At 59.2% G+C, this 25,461-nt stretch carries 23 protein-coding genes and 1 pseudogene; 16 read left to right on the forward strand and 8 right to left on the reverse strand.

The features are described 5' to 3' along the window. The first annotated feature begins 199 nt into the window (after nucleotides 1-199). On the forward strand, nucleotides 200-1,816 hold the full coding sequence (locus HCG46_RS18835) for a Na/Pi symporter (protein ID WP_168687054.1): 1,617 nt from the start codon (nucleotides 200-202) through the stop codon (nucleotides 1,814-1,816). A gap of 31 nt (nucleotides 1,817-1,847) precedes the next feature. On the opposite strand, the gene HCG46_RS18840 is transcribed toward HCG46_RS18835, so the two are convergent. Genes HCG46_RS18840 through HCG46_RS18850 form a run of 3 tightly spaced genes read right to left on the reverse strand, consistent with a single transcriptional unit; the run spans nucleotide 1,848 to nucleotide 4,745 of the window. Continuing rightward, a complete protein-coding gene (locus tag HCG46_RS18840) occupies nucleotides 1,848-2,606 on the reverse strand; it encodes an ABC transporter ATP-binding protein (protein WP_055653694.1) in 759 nt (252 codons plus the stop codon). Next, nucleotides 2,600-3,664 (reverse strand): iron ABC transporter permease, encoded by a 1,065-nt coding sequence (locus tag HCG46_RS18845; protein WP_062489027.1) that lies wholly within the window; start codon nucleotides 3,662-3,664, stop codon nucleotides 2,600-2,602. Before HCG46_RS18845 ends, HCG46_RS18840 begins: the two co-directional genes overlap by 7 nt. Before the next feature lies 1 nt (nucleotide 3,665). After that, nucleotides 3,666-4,745 (reverse strand): ABC transporter substrate-binding protein, encoded by a 1,080-nt coding sequence (locus HCG46_RS18850; RefSeq protein ID WP_023004013.1) that lies wholly within the window; start codon nucleotides 4,743-4,745, stop codon nucleotides 3,666-3,668. A gap of 187 nt (nucleotides 4,746-4,932) precedes the next feature. Between HCG46_RS18850 and HCG46_RS18855 the strand changes: the two genes are divergently transcribed. After that, on the forward strand, nucleotides 4,933-5,730 hold the full coding sequence (locus HCG46_RS18855) for a class I SAM-dependent methyltransferase (protein ID WP_168687055.1): 798 nt from the start codon (nucleotides 4,933-4,935) through the stop codon (nucleotides 5,728-5,730). A 374-nt stretch (nucleotides 5,731-6,104) separates the two neighbouring features. Next, nucleotides 6,105-7,022, forward strand: a complete 918-nt coding sequence (locus HCG46_RS18860) for a FecR family protein (RefSeq protein WP_209009527.1) — start codon at nucleotides 6,105-6,107, stop codon at nucleotides 7,020-7,022. Nucleotides 7,023-7,052: 30 nt separating this feature from the next. Here the strand turns inward: HCG46_RS18860 and HCG46_RS18865 are convergent, their stop codons facing one another. After that, entirely contained in the window at nucleotides 7,053-7,790 is a 738-nt protein-coding gene (locus HCG46_RS18865) for a GntR family transcriptional regulator (protein WP_152506918.1), read from the reverse strand. Nucleotides 7,791-8,049: 259 nt separating this feature from the next. On the opposite strand from HCG46_RS18865, the gene HCG46_RS18870 reads away from it, so the two are divergent. From HCG46_RS18870 to HCG46_RS18890, 5 genes are all read left to right on the forward strand, one after another. After that, nucleotides 8,050-9,042 carry an ABC transporter ATP-binding protein gene (locus tag HCG46_RS18870; protein WP_023004009.1) on the forward strand — a complete coding sequence of 331 codons (993 nt, stop codon included), beginning with the start codon at nucleotides 8,050-8,052 and terminating at the stop codon, nucleotides 9,040-9,042. Nucleotides 9,043-9,107: 65 nt separating this feature from the next. Then, nucleotides 9,108-10,418: an extracellular solute-binding protein gene (locus HCG46_RS18875; RefSeq protein ID WP_023014488.1), complete on the forward strand. Its 1,311-nt coding sequence runs from the start codon at nucleotides 9,108-9,110 to the stop codon at nucleotides 10,416-10,418. 196 nt (nucleotides 10,419-10,614) lie between these two features. Further along, entirely contained in the window at nucleotides 10,615-11,451 is an 837-nt protein-coding gene (locus HCG46_RS18880; RefSeq protein WP_031270739.1) for an ABC transporter permease, read from the forward strand. A 2-nt stretch (nucleotides 11,452-11,453) separates the two neighbouring features. Next, nucleotides 11,454-12,293 (forward strand): ABC transporter permease, encoded by an 840-nt coding sequence (locus HCG46_RS18885; RefSeq protein WP_055653687.1) that lies wholly within the window; start codon nucleotides 11,454-11,456, stop codon nucleotides 12,291-12,293. Between the two features lie 8 nt (nucleotides 12,294-12,301). Continuing rightward, a complete protein-coding gene (locus HCG46_RS18890) occupies nucleotides 12,302-12,964 on the forward strand; it encodes an aspartate/glutamate racemase family protein (RefSeq protein WP_023004005.1) in 663 nt (220 codons plus the stop codon). A gap of 16 nt (nucleotides 12,965-12,980) precedes the next feature. On the opposite strand, the gene HCG46_RS18895 is transcribed toward HCG46_RS18890, so the two are convergent. Continuing rightward, nucleotides 12,981-13,874, reverse strand: a complete 894-nt coding sequence (locus HCG46_RS18895) for a LysR family transcriptional regulator (RefSeq protein WP_055653685.1) — start codon at nucleotides 13,872-13,874, stop codon at nucleotides 12,981-12,983. A 226-nt stretch (nucleotides 13,875-14,100) separates the two neighbouring features. Between HCG46_RS18895 and HCG46_RS18900 the strand changes: the two genes are divergently transcribed. The 7 genes from HCG46_RS18900 (at nucleotide 14,101) to HCG46_RS18930 (ending at nucleotide 22,068) form a co-directional block, all read left to right on the forward strand. Continuing rightward, entirely contained in the window at nucleotides 14,101-14,913 is an 813-nt protein-coding gene (locus HCG46_RS18900; protein ID WP_168687057.1) for an HAD family hydrolase, read from the forward strand. Next, nucleotides 14,907-15,833, forward strand: a complete 927-nt coding sequence (locus HCG46_RS18905; RefSeq protein ID WP_023004002.1) for an ABC transporter permease — start codon at nucleotides 14,907-14,909, stop codon at nucleotides 15,831-15,833. Before HCG46_RS18900 ends, HCG46_RS18905 begins: the two co-directional genes overlap by 7 nt. A gap of 4 nt (nucleotides 15,834-15,837) precedes the next feature. Continuing rightward, nucleotides 15,838-16,740, forward strand: a complete 903-nt coding sequence (locus HCG46_RS18910) for an ABC transporter permease (protein ID WP_168687058.1) — start codon at nucleotides 15,838-15,840, stop codon at nucleotides 16,738-16,740. A 63-nt stretch (nucleotides 16,741-16,803) separates the two neighbouring features. Then, complete coding sequence (locus tag HCG46_RS18915; RefSeq protein ID WP_168687059.1) at nucleotides 16,804-18,351, forward strand: ABC transporter substrate-binding protein; 1,548 nt, start codon at nucleotides 16,804-16,806, stop codon at nucleotides 18,349-18,351. Between the two features lie 69 nt (nucleotides 18,352-18,420). Then, complete coding sequence (locus HCG46_RS18920; RefSeq protein ID WP_168687060.1) at nucleotides 18,421-19,293, forward strand: metallophosphoesterase; 873 nt, start codon at nucleotides 18,421-18,423, stop codon at nucleotides 19,291-19,293. Beyond that, nucleotides 19,290-20,972, forward strand: a complete 1,683-nt coding sequence (locus tag HCG46_RS18925) for an ABC transporter ATP-binding protein (RefSeq protein WP_168687061.1) — start codon at nucleotides 19,290-19,292, stop codon at nucleotides 20,970-20,972. The genes HCG46_RS18920 and HCG46_RS18925 overlap by 4 nt, the downstream gene beginning before the upstream one ends. Before the next feature lie 121 nt (nucleotides 20,973-21,093). After that, entirely contained in the window at nucleotides 21,094-22,068 is a 975-nt protein-coding gene (locus HCG46_RS18930) for a DUF808 domain-containing protein (protein WP_168687062.1), read from the forward strand. Between the two features lie 155 nt (nucleotides 22,069-22,223). Here the strand turns inward: HCG46_RS18930 and HCG46_RS18935 are convergent. From HCG46_RS18935 to HCG46_RS18945, 3 genes and pseudogenes are all read right to left on the reverse strand, one after another. Continuing rightward, nucleotides 22,224-22,382 (reverse strand): annotated as a pseudogene (locus HCG46_RS18935) (histidine decarboxylase, pyruvoyl type); the annotation flags it as partial. A 123-nt stretch (nucleotides 22,383-22,505) separates the two neighbouring features. Next, nucleotides 22,506-23,228 carry a type 1 glutamine amidotransferase gene (locus HCG46_RS18940; protein ID WP_168687064.1) on the reverse strand — a complete coding sequence of 241 codons (723 nt, stop codon included), beginning with the start codon at nucleotides 23,226-23,228 and terminating at the stop codon, nucleotides 22,506-22,508. Between the two features lie 40 nt (nucleotides 23,229-23,268). Next, entirely contained in the window at nucleotides 23,269-23,967 is a 699-nt protein-coding gene (locus HCG46_RS18945) for a GNAT family protein (protein ID WP_168687065.1), read from the reverse strand. Nucleotides 23,968-24,203: 236 nt separating this feature from the next. Between HCG46_RS18945 and HCG46_RS18950 the strand changes: the two genes are divergently transcribed. Then, complete coding sequence (locus HCG46_RS18950) at nucleotides 24,204-25,361, forward strand: exo-alpha-sialidase (protein ID WP_168687066.1); 1,158 nt, start codon at nucleotides 24,204-24,206, stop codon at nucleotides 25,359-25,361. Nucleotides 25,362-25,461: the final 100 nt, after the last annotated feature.

The following is a 25,461-nucleotide window of genomic DNA, read 5'->3' on the forward strand; positions in this document are numbered from 1 at the left end:
GTCATCCGGCAGGAGCTTGATAAGCCTGACAGGTTCAAGCTCCCACAGTCGTGCCGGCGAGCAAAGGACTTTCTGCCTCAAGTTGCAGATGCTCCATGAAGCACCCTTCGCCTCAATCTGACGCTCAAGGATCGCAAATGCGAAGCCGATAGTATCTTGACTGATTGTGGGCACTTAACCTGTCGGATAACGTGCCTGCATGTTTTTGAGTTTCATGTCCGCGCTTGGTGGCGTCGGGTTGTTTCTGATCGGTATGCTGCTACTGACCGACGGGCTGAAAGCCCTGGCGGCACAGCGCATGCGCGACGTGTTGTCCAGGTTTACCTCAACACCCTTGTCGGGCGCCGTGACGGGTGCTCTCACCACCGCAGTCATCCAGTCATCCAGTGCAACCACAGTTGCCGCTGTCGGCTTTGTCGCTTCCGGCCTCCTCACCTTTCCCCAGGCGCTCGGCGTCATCTTCGGTGCCAACGTCGGCACGACCCTGACAGGGTGGCTGGTTGCGGTTCTCGGCTTCAAGCTGGATCTTGGCCAGATCGCCCTGCCCTTCGTGTTTTTTGGCGCGATTGCGCGGCTGGCATTCCGTGGCCGGATCGCACTCTCAGGCCAGGCGCTCGCGGGCTTTTGCCTGATCTTTATCGGCATCGAACACATGAAAGACGGTCTGGACGCCTTCAGCGGCGTGGTAACCCCGACCGACTTTCCGCCGGACACACTCTTCGGCCGGCTGCAGCTGGTGTTGATCGGCATGCTGATCACCGTCGTGACACAGTCCTCCAGCGCAGGCGTTGCAACGGCGCTGGCTGCGCTTGGCGCCGGTGCGATCAACTTTCCGCAAGCAGCGGCGCTGGTAATCGGCATGGACGTCGGAACCACATTTACGGCAGCTTTGGCGACCATCGGCGGTGGCACCATGGCCCGACGTACGGGCTATGCGCATGTGATCTACAACGTCATGACCGGTGTCATGGCGTTTTTCCTTCTAGGACCGTTTCAGCTTGTGGCCGGGGCGTTGACCGGAAACGGCGACAGCCAGATTGCGCTTGTCGCATTTCACAGTTTCTTCAATGCGCTCGGCGTCGTCTTGGTGCTTCCACTTGCGCGGCCATTCGCCCGGCTGATCGAACATCTCGTTCCCGAAAAAGGCTCCGATCTGACCAGCCGTCTGGATCCGCTCGTATTGCGGGACCCGCACGCAGCCGCGTCCCTGGCGGGGCAGACCGTCGCACATCTGGAAACTTTGATCATCGAACGCCTGCGCGGTCGGTTGGGCGCAAAGTCATCTGCTTATGAAGAACTGGATCGGGAGGACCTGGCCAAGGCCATCGCAGAAGCACGGACATATCTGGACAAGATCATCGTTCCGCCGAACGACATGGCCTTTCAGGAGGAACTGAAAGGCCTGTTTCACATTCTCGACCATTTGAGCCGCCTTCTCTACCGTTGCGACCAGCGGCAGAGGATCGACGAGCTGTCTTTGGATCACCGGCTCAAGCGCCTGGCGGGTCTGCTTCTCGGCGTCACGGACATTTCCACCAGGCAGAAGGACGCCAAGACACAGGAGAAGACGCTGGACCGGTTGCGGTTGCTGATGCGCCGACAACGCCGCCTCAATCGTGACCGGCTGATTGCAATGGCCGCCGCCGATGCAGTCCCGGCGGAAACAGTCTGGCTGAAACTGGATGCCTTGCGCTGGCTGCACAGGGTTTCCTATCACCTGTGGCGGATCCGGTTGCACCAGAATGTGCTTCTGGATGCGAACCGGGATCTGGCCTCGACTGTCGAAGAAGCCCGCATAGACGTCGACCAGGATTGATCAGCGTTGGCCATCGGCCGATCACGCGCCGTCAGGCAGCGGACCGGTCGATGATGACGTGATTTTCTCCGCGCGAACAGGCCTCCACGCGCGCCTCCACACGGTAGATGTCACGCAGCATCGCTGACGTGATGACATCTTCGGACGGGCCGGCGGCAACGAGACGCCCTTCGGCAATCACCATGGTGTTCCGACAGAACCGCAGGGCATGATTGAGATCGTGCAAGGCAATCAGAACCAGGGTGCCCTGGCGGCGTGCCAGATCACGCATGAAGTTCAGAACCTCGACCTGCCGGTAGAGATCCAGCGCGGAGGTCGGTTCGTCCATCATCAAAACTTCCGGACGGCGTACCAGTGCCTGCGCAATCGAAACCAGCTGACGCTGACCGCCGGAGAGTTCGCCAAGGTTCCGGAACGCCAGGCTATCGATCTGAAGCGCCTTCAGGATCTGGTCGATTTCGACGAGTTCAGAGTCCTTTACACGCCAGCCCTCACCCTGTTTGGCAGCCAGCAGAACGGATTCATAAACCGTCAGGACGGCATTGGCGTGGGTATCCTGGGGCATATAGCGGATGGCATCCCGGGGCGCTGCCCGGTTGCCGGCCAGCACGACATCGCCGGGGCCTTTCAATAGACCGGAGATGCGCTTGAACAAGGTCGATTTGCCGGCCGCGTTGGGACCGATCACCGCCGTCAGTTCACCGCCGGAGAAGACCGGTGTCGTGACCCCTTCGACCGCAAGAGTGGAGCCATAGCGTGCGCCAACCCCTTTCAGCTGCAACGTTACCATGACTGCCTCCGGTCGGCGAAAATGAGCGCGAAGAAGAATGGAACCCCGACAAGCGCGGTGATGACGCCGATGGGCAGGATCGCCCCCGGAAGAATGATCTTGGAAACGACCGATGTTGCCGACAGCATCAAGGAACCGCACAAGATTGCCGCAGGCAGGAAGAAACGCTGGTCTTCTCCGACCAGCATCCGGGCAATGTGCGGTCCGACAAGCCCGACGAACCCGATCGTCCCGACAAAGGACACGGGGATCGCCGCCAGCAGGCTGACGCCGAGCAGCGTTTTCAGCCGAAGCGACCTGATGTTGACGCCGAAACTCGCCGCCTTGACGTCGCCGAGCCGAAGGGCTGTCAGAGCCCAGGAATGCCGTGCGAAGAACGGAACGCAGACAACAAGAATGATGAAGGTCGCCAGAACCTTGCCCCATGTCGCCTTGGTCAGCGACCCCATGGTCCAGAAGACAACCGCAGCCAGCGCCTGTTCGGACGCAAGATATTCCAGCAGTGACAGCAGAGCGTTGAACGTGAACACCAATGCGATCCCCAGAAGAACGATGGTCTGAACAGTCACGCCCCGTACAGTGGACAGCAGATAGATGAACAGCGAAGCCGCCATGGCCATCAGGAAAGCATTGATCGGGACCATGTATTGCACTGCGGCCGGAAAGATCGCGACGCCGGCGACAAGACCCAGGGCCGCGCCAAAGCTGGCAGCAGCGGAAATGCCTAGCGTGAAGGGGCTGGCCAGCGGGTTGGCAAGGATCGTCTGCATCTGCGCACCCGCAAGGGACAGGCAGGCCCCAACGGTGATCGCCATCAGCGCGATCGGCATGCGAATGTCCCATAGGACGACGCGTGTCTGCAGATCGGCGCCGGACGGATTAACCAGGGCGGAAAGCACTTCCGACAGCGGATAGCGGGCCGGTCCGAGGGCCAGATCCAAAGAAAAGCTGAACGCCAGAGCGACGATCAGCCCGCAAATAACCAGAATGCGCCTGAACGCAAGGGCGCGGTAAAGACCGCGCCCCTCCTCAGCCGGAATGATTTCCGAAACCGCCATCTTATTTACTCGAGTTCAACGAAACGAAGTAGCCTGGCCGGTAGTCGATCGGCAGGAAGCGGTCGTGCAATTCCTGGAAAGTCGCTTCCGGGTCAAGGTCAGCAAAGAGCTCCGGATGCAGCCATTTGGCGATCTGCTGAACAGCGACGAACTGGTAAGGGCTGTTGTAGAACTGATGCCAGATGGCATGGACATTGTTGTCCCGGACAGCCTTTACGCCAGTAAAGCCCGGACGTTCCATCAGGCCCGCCAGCTTGTCTGCCGATACTTCCGGATCCGCGCCGGCGCCGACACCAACCCAATTCCCGCCGGGAACATACAGCTCCCAGTTTGCACCGGTCACGATGATCTGGTCCGGATCGGACGCGATGATCTGCTCCGGGTTGACGGTGCCGAAGGTGCCGGGAATGATCTCGGCAGCCATGTTGATGCCACCGGCCATTTCAACCATCTTGCCGAAATTCTCGTTGCCGAACGACATGCAGCAATCATCGGAATAGCCGCCTGCACGCTCCACGAACACAACGGGTTTCGCGAGATCTGACTGTGCCGCCAGCTTGTCTGTCACCTTGGCGATCTCGGCTGCCCGGAATTCGATGAATTCCTCGGCCTTGTCTTCCTTGCCGTAGAGCTTGCCGATCAGGCGCATGGACGGCTCGGTGTTTTCCATCGGCTTTTCGCGGAAGTCGACATAGACAACCGGGATGCCGACCTTGCCGAGTTTCTCGATGTAGCCGCCTTCTTCGGTCGCAACCTTGGCGTCGAGGTTCAGGATGATCACGTCCGGCTGGAGTGCAACGGCCTGCTCAACATCGAAAGTGCCGTTCTTCATGCCGCCGAAAGTGGGCAGATCGGCCATTTCCGGGTACTTCTCGAGATACTGATGGTATCCGTCGTTGTCCGCCTTCTCGAAATCGTCTCGCCAGCCGACGACACGTTTGAAGGGGTCTTCACCATCCAGCGCGGCGGTGAAATAGATCTGGCGCCCCTCGCCCAGGATGACCTTTTCCACCGGCACTTCGACCTCGACCTCACGGCCGGTAATATCCGTGACCGTTACCACGTCGCCGGCAAGTGCCATTGCCGGAAGAAAAGTAGCCGTTACCAGCAAAGATGCTGCCAAGCTTCTGATTTTGCTCACATCCGCCTCGATTTTTTATTGAGGTTATAAGTTGAGTTTTAAATTCTTGTTTTTCGTATTTTTCCTGAGTATATGAGTCAAGAATTATCTTTTGGAATGGTTCCAAGCAACCGGAGCAATACGCCTGATGAGCGACGCAGACACACTCTCGAATTTCGATCTGCGTGAAGAAATCAAGGAATACTGGGGCAAGCGGGCCGAGACCTTCGACACCCAGCCGGGCCACGAGATTTTTTCCGACGAAGAGCACACCGCCTGGATAAGGCTGTTCGAAAAGCATCTGGGCCCGGGCGGCTCCAGGCGCGTTCTTGACCTTGCTTCCGGAACCGGCGTTATCTCGCACCTGCTCGACGACCTCGGCTTTGAGGTGACCGGCATGGACTGGGCGGAACCCATGCTTGCCAAGGCCCGAGAAAAGGCAATGAAACGCGGGCGCACGATCCGCTTTCTGCTTGGCGATGCCGAACGCACGATGGAAGCGTCCGAAAGCTACGATGCCATAACGTGCCGGCACCTTGTCTGGACCCTGGTCGATCCTGCGGCCGCCTTTGCGGAATGGCACCGGGTGCTGAAACCGGGAGGACAGCTGCTCGTCGTCGACGGAGACTTTGTCAATCCTGGCTGGTTCGCAAAGTTGCTTGCAACGTTTTCAAAAACTCGTGCTCGCTTTGGCTTGCTCGCGCAACCGGAAGCAAAGCCGGCAGACATGATGGAAACACATCGCAGCATCCTGTCCCGCGTTCATTTCTCGAGGGGAGCAAGGGCAGAAGCAGTCGTGGAGCTATTGCAGCAGGCCGGCTTCACTCAAATCGTTGTCGATACGGACCTGAAAGCCGTTCACCGGGCACAACGGCGTCACCTGCCTTTCTTCAAGGGTCTGGAAAGGGCAACGCAGCACCGCTACGCAATCTGTGCCAGGAAATGAACCACCCGACCTGGGTTGCCGATTTGAATACCAAACCAACTATTCTTGACATGGTGAAAGAATTATTACCTTCAGTACAGCAGAAGAAATAAAATCAACTCAAAAAATCTAAGTCAAACTATTTAAACTTACAATTGCAAGAATAAATTGAACCTTTATTATTCACCCTACGTTAAGCCGGTATCGATAAGAGTGCATGACAACACAACTATCGAGTATTGCCGATGCACGCCGGCCACGCTGTTTACTGCCTTCCTTATAACAGCCTTCCGGCTTTGTGCAGGACGCTGAAAACTCGTGCCGCAGCTGTTCTGCTGGCTCTGCTGCTTATTCCCCTGTCTGCAGGACTGACAAAAGCTTATGCAGCCGAATGGGTGATCACACGGATTTCCGGAACGGTTTATCTGGTCGCACCAGGCATTCAGGCGCACCGGGCCCGCAAGGGGATGGCACTTCACAAGGGCCATACCATTGCGACGCGAAAAGGCGCACGCGCCGTGCTGCAGCGAGGCAACGACAGCATCACGGTCGGCCCGAATACGGAATTTGCGCTGTCGCAATATCGCAGCAACGACAGCCAGACCACGCTGCTTCAACGCAAGGGAACGATCGATGTCGATGTCGAGACCCGCGGCAGACCGTTTTTCAGGGTTGAAACGCCTTATCTTGCAGCGGTCGTCAAGGGAACCCGCTTTTCGGTAACCGTAACCGGCAACGAAAGTCAGGTTTCGGTTCAGCGCGGCGTCGTTGGTGTTCAGGATCTCGCATCCGGGCAGCAAAGCGACCTGCGTGCAGGCCAAAGCGTCCAAAGCGCTCCGGGGAAGTTCAACGGTCTCAAATCCGTCGGCAAGAGCCGCGCCGCCATCCAGCAAGGTACACCTGGCAAGCCCAGCTTCGGCGATACCCCGGCAAGCCTCTCACCTGCGGGCTCAAAAGCTCAGAACACCGCCACCGGCGGGCGTGACAATGCCGCTAGCGGTAACGGCAACGCAAATGCCTCCTCCGGCAACTCGGGTGATCGCGGGCCGAGTGGTAACGCCAATGGGAACTCAAGCGGAAACTCTGGCGCAAATTCTGGCGGAAATTCTGGCGGAAACTCTGGTGCAAATTCCAGCGGAAGCTCTGGTGGTAACGCCGGCTCGGGTTCTGGTAACGCCGGTTCCGCAGGTGCTTCTAACAGCGGCGGGGCAAGCGCCGGCGCGTCGGCTGGCGGGACCAGCGCAGGCGCATCCGCCGGAAACGGTGGAGCAAACGCAAATGCCGGTGGCGCCGGAGCTTCTGCCGGACGCTAACCTTCTCTCGCTTCTTCCGGGTTCCGCTCTTCAGCCATTGCCGAGCGCTTCTCCAAGAGAGCGGCCGAGAGCTGACTTCTCTCGCAAATCCAGACCGGAATGCAGATCGACGATGTGGCTCTTCTGGATCTTCTCGGCTGCAGCGCCGTCGCGCTTTTCAAAGGCATTCATCAGGGCATGATGAGAGTGGCTTTCACAGGCAGTGTCTGAGCGTTTCCAGTAAAGAGCGATGATCAGCGAAGAGCGCGAGATCAGTGATCGGATCATGCCGGCGAACACCCGATGGTCGGCGATATCCGCAATCTCCGTATGAAAGCTTCCGGACAGGAACAGCGCCTTGCCCATGTCACCGGCATGAAGAGCTGCATGTTCCGCATCCAGATGTGCGTGCAACTGCGCGAGCTGCCTGTCGGTGATGACATCGGCTGCCAGCCTGGCCACGGCAGGCTCGATCAGCGCACGGGCCTGAAACACCTCGTGAGCCTCGCGGATCGATGGCTTTGCGACGAAGGCACCACGGTTCTTTTCCATGGCGACCAGCCCGGAATGGGCGAGTGCCTGCAACGCAGCGCGCACGACGGTACGGCTGACGCCATATATTTCGCCCACCTCATCCTCAGACAGTTTCAGCCCCGGTGTCAGTTTGTGTTCCAGAATGGCAGTCTGAAGCTTCAGGCAGATTTCAAGGGCCCGTCCCTGAGGTAGGGCAAAGACTTCATGCAGCTTGCTGCGTTGATCAAGATCGGCTGTGGTCACAGGTTTGGTCATTTTTCTTGAAGTGCCCAATGGGGGTTGAGCGGTGCCTTGATCCTACTCCCCGCCACCTGAAGCGGCAATCTAGGATCGTATACAATTTTTGTTCATATCGTATTTAATTTGCCAAAATATTGTGCACTTTTACCGGTGAGAATTTACTCATCGCTCCGCCTTCTCATCAGGATCTCCGGAATTCCGCCAGTTTTACGCTTTGGCACGGCACTTGCTGTCTCAGGAGCCGAAAACGGTTTTCTGAAGGAGACGTCCGGCCATGGCGAAGTCCCTGGACCTTGAACTGGCAGCCACCACCAAGATCTACGGCGAGACCATTGCGGTCGACGCGATCAATCACAAATTCGCCGCCGGCACCTATTCTTGCCTGCTCGGGCCATCGGGCTGCGGCAAGTCTTCAACCCTGCGAATGATTGCCGGCCATGAAAGCGTCTCCACCGGCGACATCGTTCTGGGCGGCACCAACATCACCGATCTTCCACCTGCCCGGCGCGGCACGGCGATGATGTTCCAGAACTATGCGCTGTTTCCGCATCTGTCCGTGGTCGACAACGTCGCCTTTTCCCAGAAGATGAAGGGTGTCGAAAAACCGGTCAGGCTCAAGAAGGCCCGTCAGTTGCTGGAACTGGTGGATATGGCGGCGTATGCTGAACGGTTGCCTTCGCAGCTCTCCGGCGGTCAGCAGCAACGTGTTGCCCTGGCCCGTGCCCTGATCACCGAACCTTCCGTGCTTCTGCTTGACGAACCGCTGTCGGCACTGGATCCGTTCCTGCGCATCAAGATGCGGCTCGAGTTGAAGAAGCTGCAGCGCGAGCTCGGCATTTCCTTCATCCACGTCACGCACAGCCAGGACGAAGCCCTTGCGCTGGCGGACGACATCATCGTCATGAACGGCGGCAAGATCGAGCAGGCAGGCAGCCCGCGCGACGTGTTCAACACGCCAACAACCGAGTTCGTCGCCCGCTTCATCGGCGGCCACAACGTACTGCAGCAGAAAGGCGCTTCGGTCGCGCTGAGGGCAGACAGGTTGAGGGTGAAAAAGGCGGCCGGAGAGGACGGCGCTGTTCTGACGGCCTTCGTCAAGGACGTCGAATACCTCGGCTCCACCGTCAATCTCGCGCTTGATGCGGGGGGCGCCGGCGATCTGACGGCCGCTCTCACCGACGAAGCCTTTTTCCAGGACCCGATCGAAATCGGCGCAACCGTCTTCCTGACATGGAAGCCGGAAGACGCACACCAACTGGCTGCCTGAAGGCTGCCGATCGAAGGCCTTCTCCCGAGGCCGAACAAACTCCAGAGGGGAACAGGAGTAAGAACATGACAGATACAGTGGGAAAAACTGAACAGATGACCAAGAAAGGCGTCAGCCGCCGCAGCATCCTGAAAGGCGGCGCTGCTGCTGCCGGTGCGGCCCTGGGTTCGGGAGCCATCACCGGCTTCCCGACCATCTGGGCACAGAACATCAAGGACGTGACCCTGCGCCAGTTCGGCACCGGCGTTTCCAACCTCAACGAAGTAGCGCAGAAGGTGAAGGAAGATCTCGGCTTCACCCTGGAAATGACCGCTCTGGACAGTGACGCCGTCACCCAGCGTGCGGCGACCCAGCCGGACAGCTTCGACATTGCGGACATCGAATACTGGATCTGCAAGAAGGTCTGGCCGACCGGCAACCTGCAGGCAATGGACACCTCCAAGATCAAGAACTACGACAAGATCGTCGGCATCTTCAAAAGCGGCAAGCTGACGCCGGAATCCGTGATCGCACAGGGCACCGCTCCGCACACGGTCGGCTTTGTCGACGGTCCGGACGGCAAGGCGTTCGCCACCGAAGAAACCGGCTGGATGACACTCATCCCGACCATCTACAACGCCGACACACTCGGCATCCGTCCGGACCTGATCGGCCGCCCGATCGAAAGCTGGACCGAACTGCTGAACCCGGAATTCAAGGGCAAGGCATCGATCCTCGACATCTCTTCCATCGGCATCATGGATGCGGCCATGGTTTGCGAAGCCATGGGCGAAATCCAGTATGGCGACAAGGGCAACATGACCCGCGAAGAGATCGACAAGACCATGGCGATCTTCACCGAAGCCAAGAAAAACGGCCAGTTCCGCGCCTTCTGGAAGACCTTCGACGAAAGCGTCAACCTGATGGCGTCCGGCGAAGTCGTGATCCAGTCCATGTGGTCTCCGGCGATCACTGCCGTGAAGTCCCGCGGCATCGATTGCGTTTATCAGCCGCTCAAAGAAGGCTACCGGTCGTGGGGTGGTGGCATCGGTCTTTCCAAGAGCTTGACCGGCCTCGAACTGGAAGCAGCCTACGAATACATCAACTGGTATCTCGACGGCTGGGTCGGCGGCTTCCTGATGCGCCAGGGCTATTACTCGGCCGTGCCGGAAACCTCCAAGAACCACATGGACGAGAACGAGTGGGGTTACTGGTTCGAAGGCAAGGAAGCCACCGGCGACATCACCAACCCGTTCGGTGACGTTCTGGCGAAAGCCGGCGAAACCCGCGACGGCGGCTCGTTCTACGAGCGCATGGGTGCCGTTGCCTGCTGGAACGCTGTCATGGACGAGAACCAGTACATGGTTCGCAAGTGGAACGAGTTCATCGCCGCCTGAGGCTGAGCCGACACACTGGTGCCCGGGAAACTTTTCCCGGGCACTTCAAGACACCCGGGGCGAGCATGACACCCGCCTTCTCTACTTACCGGACCCGACCTTCATGACGGATCAGACACAGTCCATTTCCAGCGTGGCCCCGGCTGCGAAAGCTCGTGCAAAGGCTCCCTTCAGCCTCAGCCGCCTGCCCGATGCCATGACCGGCTGGCTACTGTCGCTGCCTCTGGCGCTGGTGCTGTTCTTCTTCCTGGTTCTGCCGATTGCCATGATCGTCGTGGTGAGTTTCTGGGGAGCGACGGAATTCTCTATCTACCCGGCCTTCCAGTTCGACAACTACGAATTCCTGCTGACGTCTCCGGTGACCTACCAGGTGTTCTTCAACACGGTGAAATACGCGCTGATCACCTGGGCGATCACACTGGTGATCGGGTTTACCGTTGCCTATTTCCTCGCCTTTCACGTGCGCACGCTGACCTGGCAGATCGTTCTGTTTCTGTTGTGCACGATCCCGTTCTGGACATCCAACATCATCCGCATGATCTCCTGGATCCCGTTCCTGGGTCGCAACGGCATCGCCAATTCCACGTTGATCTCGATGGGCGTCATAGACGAGCCGCTGGATTGGCTGCTCTTTTCCGACTTTTCAGTGATCCTGGCCTTTGTCCACCTCTACACGCTGTTCATGGTGGTTCCGATCTTCAACACCATGATGCGTATCGACCGCTCGCTGATCGAGGCAGCTTATGACAATGGTGCCACCGGTCTGCAGACACTCACCAACGTCATCATTCCGCTGACCAAACCCGGCATCATGATCGGTTCCATTTTTGTCGTCACGCTGGTGATGGGCGACTTCATTACCGTGCGCTTCATGTCCGGCAGCCAGAAGGCCAATGTCGGCAGGTTGATCTCCAACGACATCGCGCTTTTGCAATATCCCTCTGCCGCGGCAACAGCGGTCATCCTGCTGATCACGGTGCTTCTGGTGATCTCGATCCTGCTGCGCTTCGTCGACATCCGGAAGGAGCTCTGATCATGGAAAAACGTTCGCGCTCCTTCTATGCGCTTGCCGCGTTCTTTGGCCTTTTCCTGGTTTTCCTCTATGGCCCGACAGTCACCATCGCGATCCTGAGTTTTCAGGGACCGCAGGGCGGGCTGACCTTCCCGATGCGCGGCGTCTCGCTGCACTGGTTCCACGACCTGTTCGAACAACAGGCCGTCGGGGATATCTGGGGCAGTTTCTCGCGCTCGCTCGTGCTTGGCCTCATGGTCATGGTGACAACGGTCGTTGTCTCCGTCATGGGCGGCCTTGCCTTCCGCAAGCGGTTTCCCGGGTCCGGTGCGATCTTCTATCTGATCATCACCTCGCTGGTGATCCCGTCGATCCTGGTTTCGCTCGGCGTCGGCCTGATCTTCTCCCAGTCCGGCCTTGCCGTGCATTGGTCGACCTCGGGCTTCGGCGCGCAGCTGACCTGGACCTTGCCCTTCGGCCTATTGATCATGTTCGCGGTTTTCAACCGTTTCGACAAATCCTACGAGGAAGCCGCGCGCGACCAGGGCGCAAGCGCCTGGCAGACTGTCCGTCATGTCGTGCTGCCGATAATCGCGCCGATGCTGATCGGGGTCGCCCTGTTCGGTTTCACCCTGTCCTATGACGAGTTTGCCCGCACGCTTCTGACGGCCGGCAGCTACAACACGCTGCCGCTGGAAATCTACGGCATGACAACAAACGTCACGACGCCGGTGATCTTTGCGCTCGGCACTCTGACAACCGCCTTCTCCTTCGGCATCATCGGCCTGTTCCTGGCCATTGTCGTCATCCTGAACAAACGCAGGTCACGGCACGGCTCGGATGCCGGAAAGGGCATGGTCTAGGGCCTTACATGCGCGACATACACATCCTCGTCATCAATCCGAATTCCACGGCTTCAATGACGCAGAAGATCGCGGCGGCTGCTCGCGCCGCAGCTGGTCCCTTCAGCCGGATTACGGCCATCAATCCGCTGGAGGGACCGGCAGCCATTCAAGGGCCAGCGGATGGCGAGGCCGCCCTGCCCGGCCTGTTCGATCTCTTCGAGCGCTCGCTGAAGACCGACCCTAGCATCAGCGCGGTCATCATCGCATGCTTCGACGACACCGGCCTGTGGGAACTGAAGGCGAAATCCCGCGTCCCGGTGGTTGGCATCGGCGAGGCGGCCTACCATGTTGCCTCCGTGGCGGCCGAACGGTTTTCGGTGGTTACCACCTTGTCCGTCTCCGTACCGGTGCTGGAAGAGAACCTGCAGCGCACCGGCCTTGCCGCCCGATGTGTCAGGGTGCGCGCATCTGACGTACCGGTTCTCGAACTGGAAAACCCCGAGAGCGATGCCCGGCACAAGATCGAGGCGGAAATCCAGGCCGCTCTGAGACTGGACGGCATTGGCGCAATCGCACTCGGTTGCGCGGGCATGGCGGATCTGGCCGCCGACCTGACGGCGCAATTCAAGGTACCCGTCATTGATGGTGTGGCGTCCGCTGTGCGTCTTGCAGAGGCGATCACCGCCTAGGCGTCCCCCTCGCCTGCTAGTGGTCCAGAATGACGTCCGCCTCCGTGCGGAAGCTTTCCACGGCGGAAAAGAAAACGTCGAACAACATGCTGCGCTCGTCGCCGAGCGAGAAAACCACTTCCTCGTATTGGCGTTGCATGTCCGAGACCGGAACCCGGTGAACGACATCGGTTCGACCGGTTCCGAACCGCCACATGAAACCGACCCCGAGGCCATTGACCACTGCTTCATAAACCGCGTCACGGGTGTCCAGTGTCAAAAGAGGCGAAGGCTCGAACCCGGCAGAACGAAAGGCCCTGTCGACCACCCGTTGGGTGGAGGATCCCCTTGTCCGGAAAATCAGGGGTTCGGCCATCAGCCGTTCGCAGGTCACGGCCGCCTCCCGGGAAAGCGGGCTGTCGGGATGGACGATGGCAACGACATTCTGCCTTGCAAGCAAGGCGCGCCGGAAACGGCCATCCGCAGGCACATCCGGCAGCACACCGATGTCGACTTCGCGGGTCAGCACTGCCCGCGTGATCCGCTCATGCGAACCTGTTTCCACCGCGATTTCGATGCCCGGATGTCGCTTGAGAAATTGCGCGATCAACGCCATGCCCGGCATCGAATTTCCCAATCCGATTTTCAAACGACCATTCAGCAAGGTGTTGTGGCGGGTCAAAAGCCGTGTTGCTGCGCGTTCGGCTTCTGCCATTCGTTCGGCGACATCGCATAGCTCGTTGCACAGCGGTGTTGGCGACAACACACCGTTTTTCCGGTCGAACAGGCGTACGCCGAATTCCGCTTCAAGGTCTTTCACATGACGCGCGACGGCCGGCTGCGAAATCTTCAGCGCCCGTGCCGCTGCAGCATATGAGCCTCCGGACGCGACCGCGTTGACCGCCCGAATGCGCGACAGGGAAAGGGTCATTCCAGGTTTTCTCCGATTAGCAAAGCCAAAGGTTTGATCACCTCAAACCATAGGTTCGCTCTGTTACGGCAGCGTCACAGAGTGACGACAATTTGATTGCGATTTCAGCGGGCCACGCCAACGGAGCACGGCCCTTCCTGACCAGAACAATCCGCCTGCCGTACCGGCGGATTCTCAATGCCGATCGGTGGTACCGAGAGGCAACCGGACAGATATGGACTTCGCAATGCGGGCTCGCAAAACAACAACAATTCAATGGCTTGGCGCCGCGGAGGTTGACGGTTATGCCGCAATCCTGTGCGATCTGGACGGCTGCCTGATAGCCGCCGGACGAGCATTGCCGGGCGCGGAAGATTTTGTCCGGGCTGCCGGCAGAAGGGTATCGATCGTTTCAAACAACTCGGCCGACACAAGCATCACGCTATCGGCAAAACTGAACGCAATCGGACTGCTGCTGCCGCAGGAAAGCATCTTTCTTGCAGGTGAGCTGGCTGTGCGCACGATCGCAGCGGAACGTCCGGGCGCGCGCATCCATGTAATTGCCGAACAGCCGCTTCACGCTCTTGCAACAGAGCTCGGCCTTGAGCGTGCGAACGACCGGACCGACGTCGTCCTGCTTGCCCGGGATACAAAGTTCACCCTGACCGGACTGGAAAAGGCCTTGCGACTGCTGGAGCAAGGCGCAGAGCTGGTCGTGACCAATCCGGATCTTTCCCACCCGAATGCGGACGGTCGCCCGGTGCCGGAAACCGGCTCCCTGCTTGCAGCTTTCAAGGCGTGCTGTCCGGAGATCGCGCCAAGGGTTATCGGCAAACCTCAGCCGTTCCTCATCAACGCGGCACTTGAAGCTGCGGGCGTTCCGGCGAGCGAGGCTGTCTTTGTGGGCGACAACGCCGCGACCGACGGCGCGGCGGCAACCCTTGCCGGTCTTGATTTCATTCACCTCGTCGCAACGCCCTCGCCGATCGCGAACGGTGCTCCCGTGAACGAGCCGATACCGTCCGCTCACCCATCGCCAGTGGAGGCGAGCGCATGTTGACCTACGTTCTGCGAACCCTTTTGCGGATGGCGATCACCCTGTTCCTCATCGTGACGCTCGTCTTCTTCGCCACCAGGCTTTCCGGAAATCCGGTCGACTTCGTTCTCGGCGAAGGCATCACCAAGGAAGACCGGGCCCTCCTGATCGCTTACTACGGTCTGGATTCCTCCATCGGCACTCAGTACTGGCGCTATCTCAGCTCGGTGTTTTCGGGCGAGTTCGGACTATCCTTCCTGGAAAGGCGGCCGGTTTCGGAAATCGTTCTCGAACGTGCCTGGCCATCCTTGAAACTGCTGCTGAGCGCCGTCTGCTTCACGCTCATTGTTTCCATTCCGCTTGGCATTCTGGCCGCCATCTACCGCACCAGCATCATCGGCAGCGTGGTGATGGTGATCGCCTTTCTCGGATATGCCGTGCCGTCCTTCATCATCGGCATCCTGCTGGTGCTGATCTTTGCCTACACGCTCAACTGGCTTCCCGTCATTGGCGATGGAACGGCGCTGCATTTCATTATGCCGACGCTTGCCATTTCCGGCACGCTGGTTGCGGCGATCACCCGCTTCACCCGCAACGCCATGCTGGACGTGCTCAGCCAGGACTACATGCGCACAGCCCGTGCCAAGGGTCTGCCGGAGTGGATCGTCATTCTGAAGCACGGACTGCGCAACGCGTCGATCACGCTGCTTTCCGTGGTCGGACTACAGATCGCCAGCCTCGCGGCGGCGGGTAGCGTTGTCGTGGAATCGATCTTCGCATGGCCCGGTATCGGCGACCTCCTCGTCCGGTCCGCCATCCTGCGTGACTACCCCGTCCTCCAGTTCGGTGTCCTGTCCGTCGCTGTCGCGGTCATCGTGATCAACGCAGTGGTCGACATCGCCTACGCCTTCGCGGATCCGCGCATCCGCCTTGCCAAGGGATAAGCGCATGACCGACGCAACACACAACCTGTCTTCGCCGCGTAATACCGGCACAAGAACATACCGTCTGCCGATCTGGTCGGATGCGAACTGGATTGTCCGGATCGCGCTTCTCATTGGCCTGATCCTGGTCGTGACGGCACTTGCCGCCCCCTGGGTAGCCCCCTTCGACCCGAATGCCCAAAGTCTCATTTCCCGGCTGCGACCGCCAATCGGGTTCGAACGCTACAAGGACGGCTTCTATTTCGGCACCGACGAACTCGGCCGGGATATCTTCTCCCGCTGCATCTACGGCCTGCGGCTGACCTTCGCACTCGCCCTTGCGGGAGCCGTCATAGGTCTTCTGATCGGCGGTACATTGGGTCTGATGGCCGGCATCATCGGCGGTGTTTTCGAAGAGGTCATCATGGGCCTGGTCGACGCGCAGATCGCCATTCCCTTCACCCTGATCGCCCTTCTCATTCTGGCAGTCATGGGCTCATCCCTGGACGTGATGATCCTCGTGCTCGGTGTCTACGGCTGGGAGCAATACACGCGGATCGTGCGCGGTGAAGTGAAGAAGCTGATCCAGATGCCCTTTGTCGAAGCGGCACGTGCAGCAGGTGCTACGCCGCTCCGGATTGCGGTGAGGCACATCCTGCCCAATGTCGTCTCGCCGGTCGTCGTCCAGTTCACACTGAACTTTTCCAACATCGTCATCCTGGAATCGACCTTGTCTTTCCTCGGTCTCGGCGTTCAACCGCCAACCGCAACGCTCGGATCGATGGTCGGCATCGGCCGCGACTATCTGCCGACGGCCCCCTGGATCGTTCTCGCCCCCGCGATGGTGATCCTGCTCCTCACATTCGCAGTCCAGATCCTTGGCGACTGGCTGCGCGACAAGGCGGATGTCCGTCTCAGGTCCCGCTGACCGAACCCAACCACAGAAGCCGGAACGGCCAACGCTCCACCCTAGCAGCCTTGGAGGCTCGATATGACCAAACTACTGGCAACCACCGCTCTTGCTTCGCTCATGGCGACAAGTGCCTTCGCAACAGAACTCACCGTTGGTGCAGCCAACGTGTCCAGCTACCTCGATCCGGGCCGCGATCACTCGAATGTCGGCTCACAGTTCTACTACAACGCCTTCGATACGCTGATCGCCAAGAACCACGACACCACCGACACTGAATGGCAGCCGGGCCTTGCGACAGAGTGGAGACTTGTCGAACCGACGATCATGGAACTGAAACTGCGCGAAGGCGTGAAGTTCCACAATGGTGCCGACATGACCGCCGACGACGTCGTGTTCTCGCTGAACCGGATGTATCAGGCCGACTTCCCACCCTATCAGGTGCGTGCCCGGGACCGTCTTGAAAACTTCGAGAAGGCCGAGAAGGTCGACGATCTCACCGTGCGCATCCATGCAAAGCGCCCGGAGCCTCTTTGGGAAACACTGCTGAACCTGCAGCAGGTCATGATCATTCCGGAAGCTTACACCAAGAGCCTTGCAGGCGACCCGGACAAGCTTGAGCATGACGACTTTGAAGCCTTTTCCCTGAAGCCGGTCGGCACAGGCCCATACAAGGTTGCCGAATTCGTTCCGGGCGAAACAGTGGTCTGGGAACGTTTTGACGACTTCTGGGGCGAAAAGGCACCGCTCGACAAGGTCACTGTCCGGCATATGCCGGAGACTGCTTCACGCATCACGGCCCTGAAAACAGGTGAAGCCGACATCGTCACCAACATCGCACCTGACCAGCTTCAGCTGATCGAGAACGATCCGGACATGAAGGCCGCCGGCAGCGCCACTGCCCTCTTCCACGTCATGATCATGAATGTGAACCATCCGAAACTGAAGGATGCCCGCATCCGTCAGGCCCTGTCGCTCGCCATCGACCGTGACACGCTGAACGAAGCCCTGTGGGGTGGCAAGGCCGTGGTTCCGTCCACGCACACGCTTGCGGAATTCGGCGAACTGTACCAGCCGGAGCTGACCACCTTCGAATACAATCCGGAGAAAGCCAGGGAACTGCTCAAGGAAGCAGGCTATGACGGCTTCGAAATCACCTACGACACCGCGCCGGGCTACTACACCAACGGCCTTCTGGCGGCCCAGGCCATCATGGAGATGTGGGCGGAAGTCGGTATCAAGGGCAAGGTCAACGTCCAGGACAAATGGAGCGGCAACTCACCGGACATGATGACCCGCAACTGGTCCAACCCGATGTATTTCGCCGACCCGTTCGGCAGCTTCGGCGTCATGTGGGCTCCGAATGGTCCGTCTGAATCCGAAGGCCGTTTCAACACGGACGAAGACTACGCCAAGAGCTGGGAGCAGTTCCGCTTTAACGGTGATGTCGAGTTGCGTCGCGCAGCCTATGCGGAGCTGATGGAGCGCATCAAGCAGGATCCGCCGGTGCTGCCGCTGTATCGCCCCTATGAGAGCTGGGCGATGAAGACCAACGTCAACTGGGCTCCCAAGCCGGGTCACATTCCCTACGTGCTCGACTTCCGCGCCGGCTCCATTTCGTTCAACTAAGCAAAAAAAGGCGCCGCCGGTACACCGGCGGCGCTTTCCCTACCCTTTGATCAATTCAGGAAATTCAACGTGTCCGTACGCATTGCTGTTGTCGCCGACATCCACCACGGCAAACCTTCCGCGACCAAGCGCGGTGACACTGCCCTCGAGCTGATGGCGGAGTTTGCCCGTTTCGCCAACGATGCCGCCCCCGATTTCGTCGTCGACCTGGGCGATCGGATTTCCGATATGGACCGCGACACGGACCTTCAGCTGGAACGCGAAGTCGCCGACGCCTTCAAGGCCGTCAATGCTCCGGTCCACCACATCAACGGCAATCACGACCGCGATCACCTGGATGTTTCGGACAACGAGGAAATCCTCGGTCAGTCCCTCGCCAACGCGACCTTTGATGCAGGTGACTGGAGAATTGCGCTGTGGCGCGCAGACAGCAAGATCCATCGGACGCCGGAGCATTCCGGGTTCATTCTGCATGAGGCCGATCTCCTGTGGCTGTCACGCGTTGCACAGAACACGGACAAGCCTCTTCTGGTTCTCAGCCACGTTCCCGTTTCCGGTCATGGCCAGATCGGTAACTACTACTTCGAACGCAATCCGTCAGCTTCCACCTACCCGATGGCAGAACGTGCCCGCGCGGCACTGGCGCAGTCCCGGCAGCCGGTGGTCTGTCTGTCCGGACACGTTCACTGGAACACAATCACCACGGTGGACGGCATTACCCATCTGACACAGCAGTCGCTCACCGAAAGCTTCACCACCAAGGGCCAACCTGCCGGTGCCTTCGGTTTGCTTGAGCTTGGCGAAACCGTCTCTTGGCAGGTGCAGGGCCTCGACCCGATTGCCCATTCGTTCAAGCCTCATGCCGACCGCTGGACACCGCCACTACCGGACTTCAAGCAGCATCCGGAATTTGCAGCAAGACGCCGCGGAGACCTCAAATGACCCAGTCGGTACTGGACGTTCAGGACCTCAGGATTTCTTTCGGTGCTCATGAAGCCGTGAAGGGAATTTCCTTTGCAATTCATGCGCGCGAGACACTTGCGCTGGTCGGAGAGTCCGGTTCCGGCAAATCAGCCACGGCACTTTCCATCCTGCGGCTGATCGAACGAGAAGGTGGAACGATTGGCGGCGGCAGCATCCGCCTGAACGATGGTGATCGCTCCCATGACTTGCGAAGCCTGTCGGATGCACAGCTGACAGCTCTGCGCGGCAATGCCATTTCCATGGTCTTTCAGGAGCCGATGACCTCACTCAACCCGGTTCTGAAAATCGGCGATCAGGTTGGCGAGGTCTTCATCCGCCATCGGAAGTTCGACAGGCGCAAGGCCATGCAAGCCGCGGAAGAAGCCCTCGATCAGGTGCGCATTCCGGATCCGGCGCGGCGGCTGCAGCAATATCCGCACGAACTTTCGGGCGGCCTGCGTCAACGGGTGATGATCGCAATGGCGCTCGCCTGCAGGCCCAAACTGCTGATCTGCGATGAACCGACAACGGCTCTGGATGTCACTACCCAGGCAGAGATCCTGACACTGATCCGGAACCTTCAGGCAGAGATCGGCATGGGCGTTCTGTTCATCACACACGACATGGGCGTCGTTGCCGAAATTGCCGACCGGGTCGTCGTCCTTCGCAACGGCGAAAAGATGGAAGAAGCCAGCGTTCACGATCTTTTCGAACGACCGAAGGCCGCCTACACAAAGGCGCTGATGGCGGCAACGCCGAAACCGGGTTCCGGCACCAGCACGCAGGAGGCCGGGACCGAGACAGTGCTGGATGTTGAGCAACTGTCGACACGATTTGCGGGCAAATCCGGCTTGTTTTCAAGGAAATCCGGCGGCGTTCTGGCCGTGAACCGCGTTTCGCTGAAGGTTGCGCGTGGTGAGACGCTTGGTCTGGTAGGCGAATCCGGTTGCGGCAAGTCGACCCTGGCGCGGTCCATTCTGCACCTGATCGAACCTGAAAGCGGATCTGTCCGGCTTGACGGTCATGTTCTGAACAGCTCCTCCCGGCAGGCGCTCCGCGAAACGCGGAAGGACATGCAGATGGTGTTTCAGGACCCTTATGCGAGCCTCAATCCGCGGCTTCCGGTACATGAGCTGATCACGGAGCCGGCACGGATCCACGGCCTTGTCTCGCGCAAGGACCAGAAGGAACTCGCAGCGGATCTGGTTGAAAGGGTTGGACTGGAGCGCGATGCCATCAATCGCTTCGTGCACCAATTCTCCGGCGGACAACGTCAGCGTCTGTGCATTGCGCGTGCCTTGTCGGTGGAACCGAAACTCATCATTGCGGACGAAGCGGTTTCCGCGCTGGATGTTTCCATTGCCCGGCAGATCACTGATCTGATGCTGGAACTGCAACGCACGGAAGGTCTGTCGTTCCTGTTCATCTCACACGACATCGGCGTGGTGGAGCGGGTCAGTCACCGCATTGCGGTGATGTACAAGGGCGAGATTGTCGAAACCGGTCCAACCGAACAGATTCTGAAAAACCCGCAGCACCCGTACACACGCCGCCTGTTGTCTGCAGTTCCAAACCCGATGCCGAAGCAACGCCGCAAGTCTGCGGAGGCCTTCACGGCATTTCCGCAGGAAAGCACGACACTGGCGGCCCTGGCCTAACCAACTTCAGGCCAATTCGTTCCGGTGCAATCTGTTTCGGGAATATGGGGTCTCTTTACTGGCCCCTCACCCGGCAACACGCTATATCCTTGCCCCGGACGGACACAGACCTGGAGCTGCCATGAGCGGATTGCTTGCCCTACTCGATGACGTTGCCGCAATCGCCAAGATTGCCGCGGCCTCCGCGGATGACGTGATCGGCCAGGCGGCCAAGGCGGGCGCGAAAGCGGCCGGAGCCGTAATCGACGACGCAGCCGTCACTCCGAAATATGTCGCCGGATTTTCCCCTGCACGCGAAATTCCGATCGTCTGGCGGATCGCGAAGGGATCAATCAAGAACAAGCTGATCTTCCTGCTTCCTGCCGGCCTCGTACTCAATGAGTTTTTACCAGGTATCATCACACCGTTGCTGATGCTGGGTGGCGCCTACCTGTGTTTTGAGGGGGCGGAAAAGATCTATCACATCTTCAAGCCACATCATCATGACGCCGACGAGCCGGAAGGCTTCGTTGCCGACCCGTTGCATCTGGAAGAACAGAAGGTTTCCGGCGCCATCAAGACCGACTTCATCCTGTCGGCGGAAATCATGACGATCGCCCTCGCCGAGATTCCTGAAAGCACCATCTGGATGGAAGCCGCCACGCTTGCAGTGGTCGCAATCGGCATAACCGTTCTCGTTTATGGCTCCGTTGCCTTGCTGGTAAAGGCGGACGACTTTGGCCTGATGCTGACGCGCAGAGGCCGCCTGTCGCTGACCCGCGCCATCGGCCACGGCATTGTGAAAGCCATGCCCGGCTTCATGAAACTGCTGATGACGGTTGGTACCGCCGCAATGCTTTGGGTCGGTGGCTCCATCGTGCTGCATGGTATGGACGTTCTGGGCTTCGGGCAGATCTACGGCATCATCCACGACATTGCCCACAACGTGGCTCATTCGGTACAGGTCGCTCAAGGCTTCCTCACATGGGCGGTAACGGCAAGCCTGGACGGTTTGTTCGGCCTTGCACTCGGCATGCTGCTGATCCCGGTCACCAGCAAGGTGATCCTGCCGGTCTGGCGGCTCGTCAGAGGCAAGTCAGCCGCGAAGAGCCACTGACCTTCCAGCGGTCGGCCCGGAAAAAACAAAGGCAATCGACAAGAGACAGTCGATTGCCTTTTTCGTTAGAGAGCAAAGCGTAGGATTTTCTGTACGCCGACGAAACCGGGACATGTCAGCCCGACAGCCTGCTCCCAGTCGCTCAAGGTCAGTTCCTAAAACGTATTGAAGCTTGAGGGGCCTTCTGGTTGAGCAAACGTGGTGTAAGGCGCAACGGTGAGTGCCGTACCGACGAAGCCAGACTTCATGATGACATAGGCATAGGCCATATAGGTGCGGTCATAGAGCACCGACGGGTCCTTGTCGCAGTCAACGAACCGCCACGCCCCTAAACACCTGCAAGCGCGAGAAGTTCAAATTAGCGTTTAGATCCAAATTAAATTTTACCTTCGCAAATTCGAGCATTGCGATTGAACGGGCATCGTTGGCTCTGCAGATCAGGCTTCGGCGTTACCGGGCAACAGCATCCCGAGTTCTTCGCCCGACAGGAACATTGCAAAGAGATCTGCCGCCTTGTTCGCATCAAGAGGGATGGTCTCGATCCGTTTCGGCAGATCAGCGCGCTGCGTGTCGTTCAAAACATATCCGCGCAGCTTCACAATGCCCGCAAGATAGTCCGGATCTATTTCCGGATGCGGCTGACATGTCAGGATCCGGCCAGGCAGATGAAGCCCGGCAATCGGGCAACCTGAACTGCTTGCAACAACTTCAAGCCCCTTGGGCGCCATTGTGACCTGGTCCTGATGCCAGGCATTGAGCACCAGTTTTTCTTGACCGAAACCGCGATAGGTTTCCGGTCCGGCGGTAAATCCCCTGGGCGACCTCTCCACTTTACCACCAAAGGCCTGAGCAATGATCTGGTGACCGAAGCAAACACCGATCAGAGGGCGCTCGCTCTGGTGGATAGCGCGGATAAGTTCCTCAAGCTGCGGAATCCAGTCGTGGTCTTCGTAAGCTCCGTGGCGGGACCCGGTTATCAACCAGGAATCTGCTGCTTCCGGCCCATCGGGGAACTGGCCTGCCTCGACATCATAGGTCGTGAAGGAAAACCCGCGACCGGCCAGCAACTGCCGGAAGCATGCATCGTAGTCGCCCAATTCCTGTGCCAGTTCGTCGGGGGCATGCCCGGGCTGCAAGATGCCGATATGTCTGGAGTTCATCGAAAGGTCTCGTCTGGCGAATCCGGCTGGCGCCGATCGCTCATGATTGACCGCTCTTTGCAGCATCCGCAAGACACGCACCAAGTTTGCGCTTCTGCTCTCCGGATGACTCGAAATTCTCCGCGGCCAACCAGGCTTCGTAGCCCTTTTTCAGCGCCGGCCATTCCTTGTCGATCATGGAGAACCACGCCGTATCGCGATTGAGACCCTTGACGACAAGATGCTGCCGGAAGACGCCCTCCTCGCTGAAACCGAAACGCAAGGCGGCCTGCCTGGACGGAATGTTGTCGTTGTTGCACTTCCATTCGAAGCGCCGGTAACCGAGATCATCGAACACATATTTCATGAACAGATAGAGGGCTTCGGTCGCCCCACGTCTGCGCGAGATCAGAGGCCCCCAATAGATATTTCCAATTTCGATGACACCGTTGGCCTCGTCGATCCGCATAAGCGTCTGCCGTCCGGCAACTTTGCCGGTTTCCTTGTCCACGATTGCAAAAAAGAGCGGATCCTTGCTGGCTGCAGCCTTTTCCACCCACCCGCGGAAATCAGTCTCCGTCTTCGGTGGATACTCAGGCAGCCAGTGGAATTTCTGATCGCCGTCCGGCACATCGGAAGCTTCGAATAGCCCGGACGTATGACGCTCCGGATCAAGCGGCTCCAGAACAACGTAACGGCCCTCAATCGGCTTGTGCTCCGGCCGGGGACGCGCGGTCCAATGGCTAAGGTTTTCAGGCATGATCATCTCCGGAAAGGGCATGGCTTGCTTGCATGTGCCGGCAGTTTGCTACCGGCAGGCTCCCACTGTCTACCGCTTCACTGGTACCGCGAGAAGATCCAGTTCCTCGAGACCAACAGAACCAGTTAGGAGGCTCTTTTCCTTTAGGCCGCACCACGCCGTAAAGGAGCAACGAAGCCCATCTGCAACCAACAAAACTCGTGTTAAGCTCGGCCGGTTTCTGGAGGAGGCAAACCATGACTTCGGGTGTAACGGTGCTTGTCGGAACCACCAAGGGAGCGTTCCTGCTGAACGGTGGAAGCGACCGAGGAGGCTGGAAGGTAAAGGGACCTTTCTGCGATGGCTGGCCGATCAACCACGTGATCGGCGATCCGGAAAGCGGTACGATCTGGGCCGGCGGCGGCGGCGAATGGTCCGGCGCGGGCGTCTGGCGTTCTGTCGACGGCGGCGAGACATGGGAGGTCACCCGACTGACCAAAGGGACGCTCGACGACTGGGCAGCCAATGATCCCGAGACGGCCAAGTTTCTGAATTGGACACCTCAGGACCTGCCTTTTGCGGACGACTTTTCGCAAATCTGGTCGCTCGGGTACGCCCACGGCACGCTCTACGCCGGCACCAAGCCCGCAAGATTTCTTGCCAGCCGGGATGGCGGCAAGAGCTTCGCGCATCTGGAGGGGCTTGCCAATCATCCGTCCGCAGACAGCTGGAACCCGGGTGCGGCCGGCCTTGTGCTGCACACGATCGTTTCCGACCCGGACAATCCGAAAAAGCTCTGGATAGGCATTTCTGCCGCAGGCGTTTTCGCCAGCGAAGATGGCGGCATGACGTGGGAGCGACGCAACCGGCTGTCCAACGCGGCCGCCTGTGAGGGACATGATCACCCTGCCTCCCCGCGCGACGGCGAGACCGGCCATTGCATTCACAACATGATGCGTGCACCTGGTGACAATGACCTGCTTTATCAGCAGAACCACCACGGCGTCTGGCGATCCGCAGACGGCGGGCTCAACTGGGACAACATCACCGACGGCCTGCCCTCCACCTTCGGCTTCCCGATCCGCGTTCATCCGCGAGATCCTGACACCATCTGGACGCTCCCGCTTAACGGAGACACCGAAGGCCGGTTTCCACCCGGTGCGGCAGCAGCCGTCTGGAAGTCCGATGACGGTGGCCGAACCTGGCGGGACAAGCGCGAGGGCCTTCCGCAGGAAGCCTGCTTCTTCACGGTTCTGCGTCAGGCGATGGGCGGCGACACACGAGACCCCGCCGGGCTCTACTTCGGCACAAACTCAGGCTCGGTTTTCGCCAGCCTGGATGAAGGTGAAACCTGGCAGGAGATTGCCCGCCATTTGCCGACAGTGCTGGCCGTTGAGGTTTTGGACCGAGGATAAAACCAGCTGACATCGGGAAGGCCCTGCTGCCAGCTCGCTGCCACACGTTCGTCACGACCACATCTTCCTGGAAACAAAGACCGTTCAGCACGCGCGCTGT

This window comes from Labrenzia sp. PO1 (assembly GCF_012273635.1).
In the GTDB taxonomy this organism is placed as follows: domain Bacteria; phylum Pseudomonadota; class Alphaproteobacteria; order Rhizobiales; family Stappiaceae; genus Roseibium; species Roseibium algicola.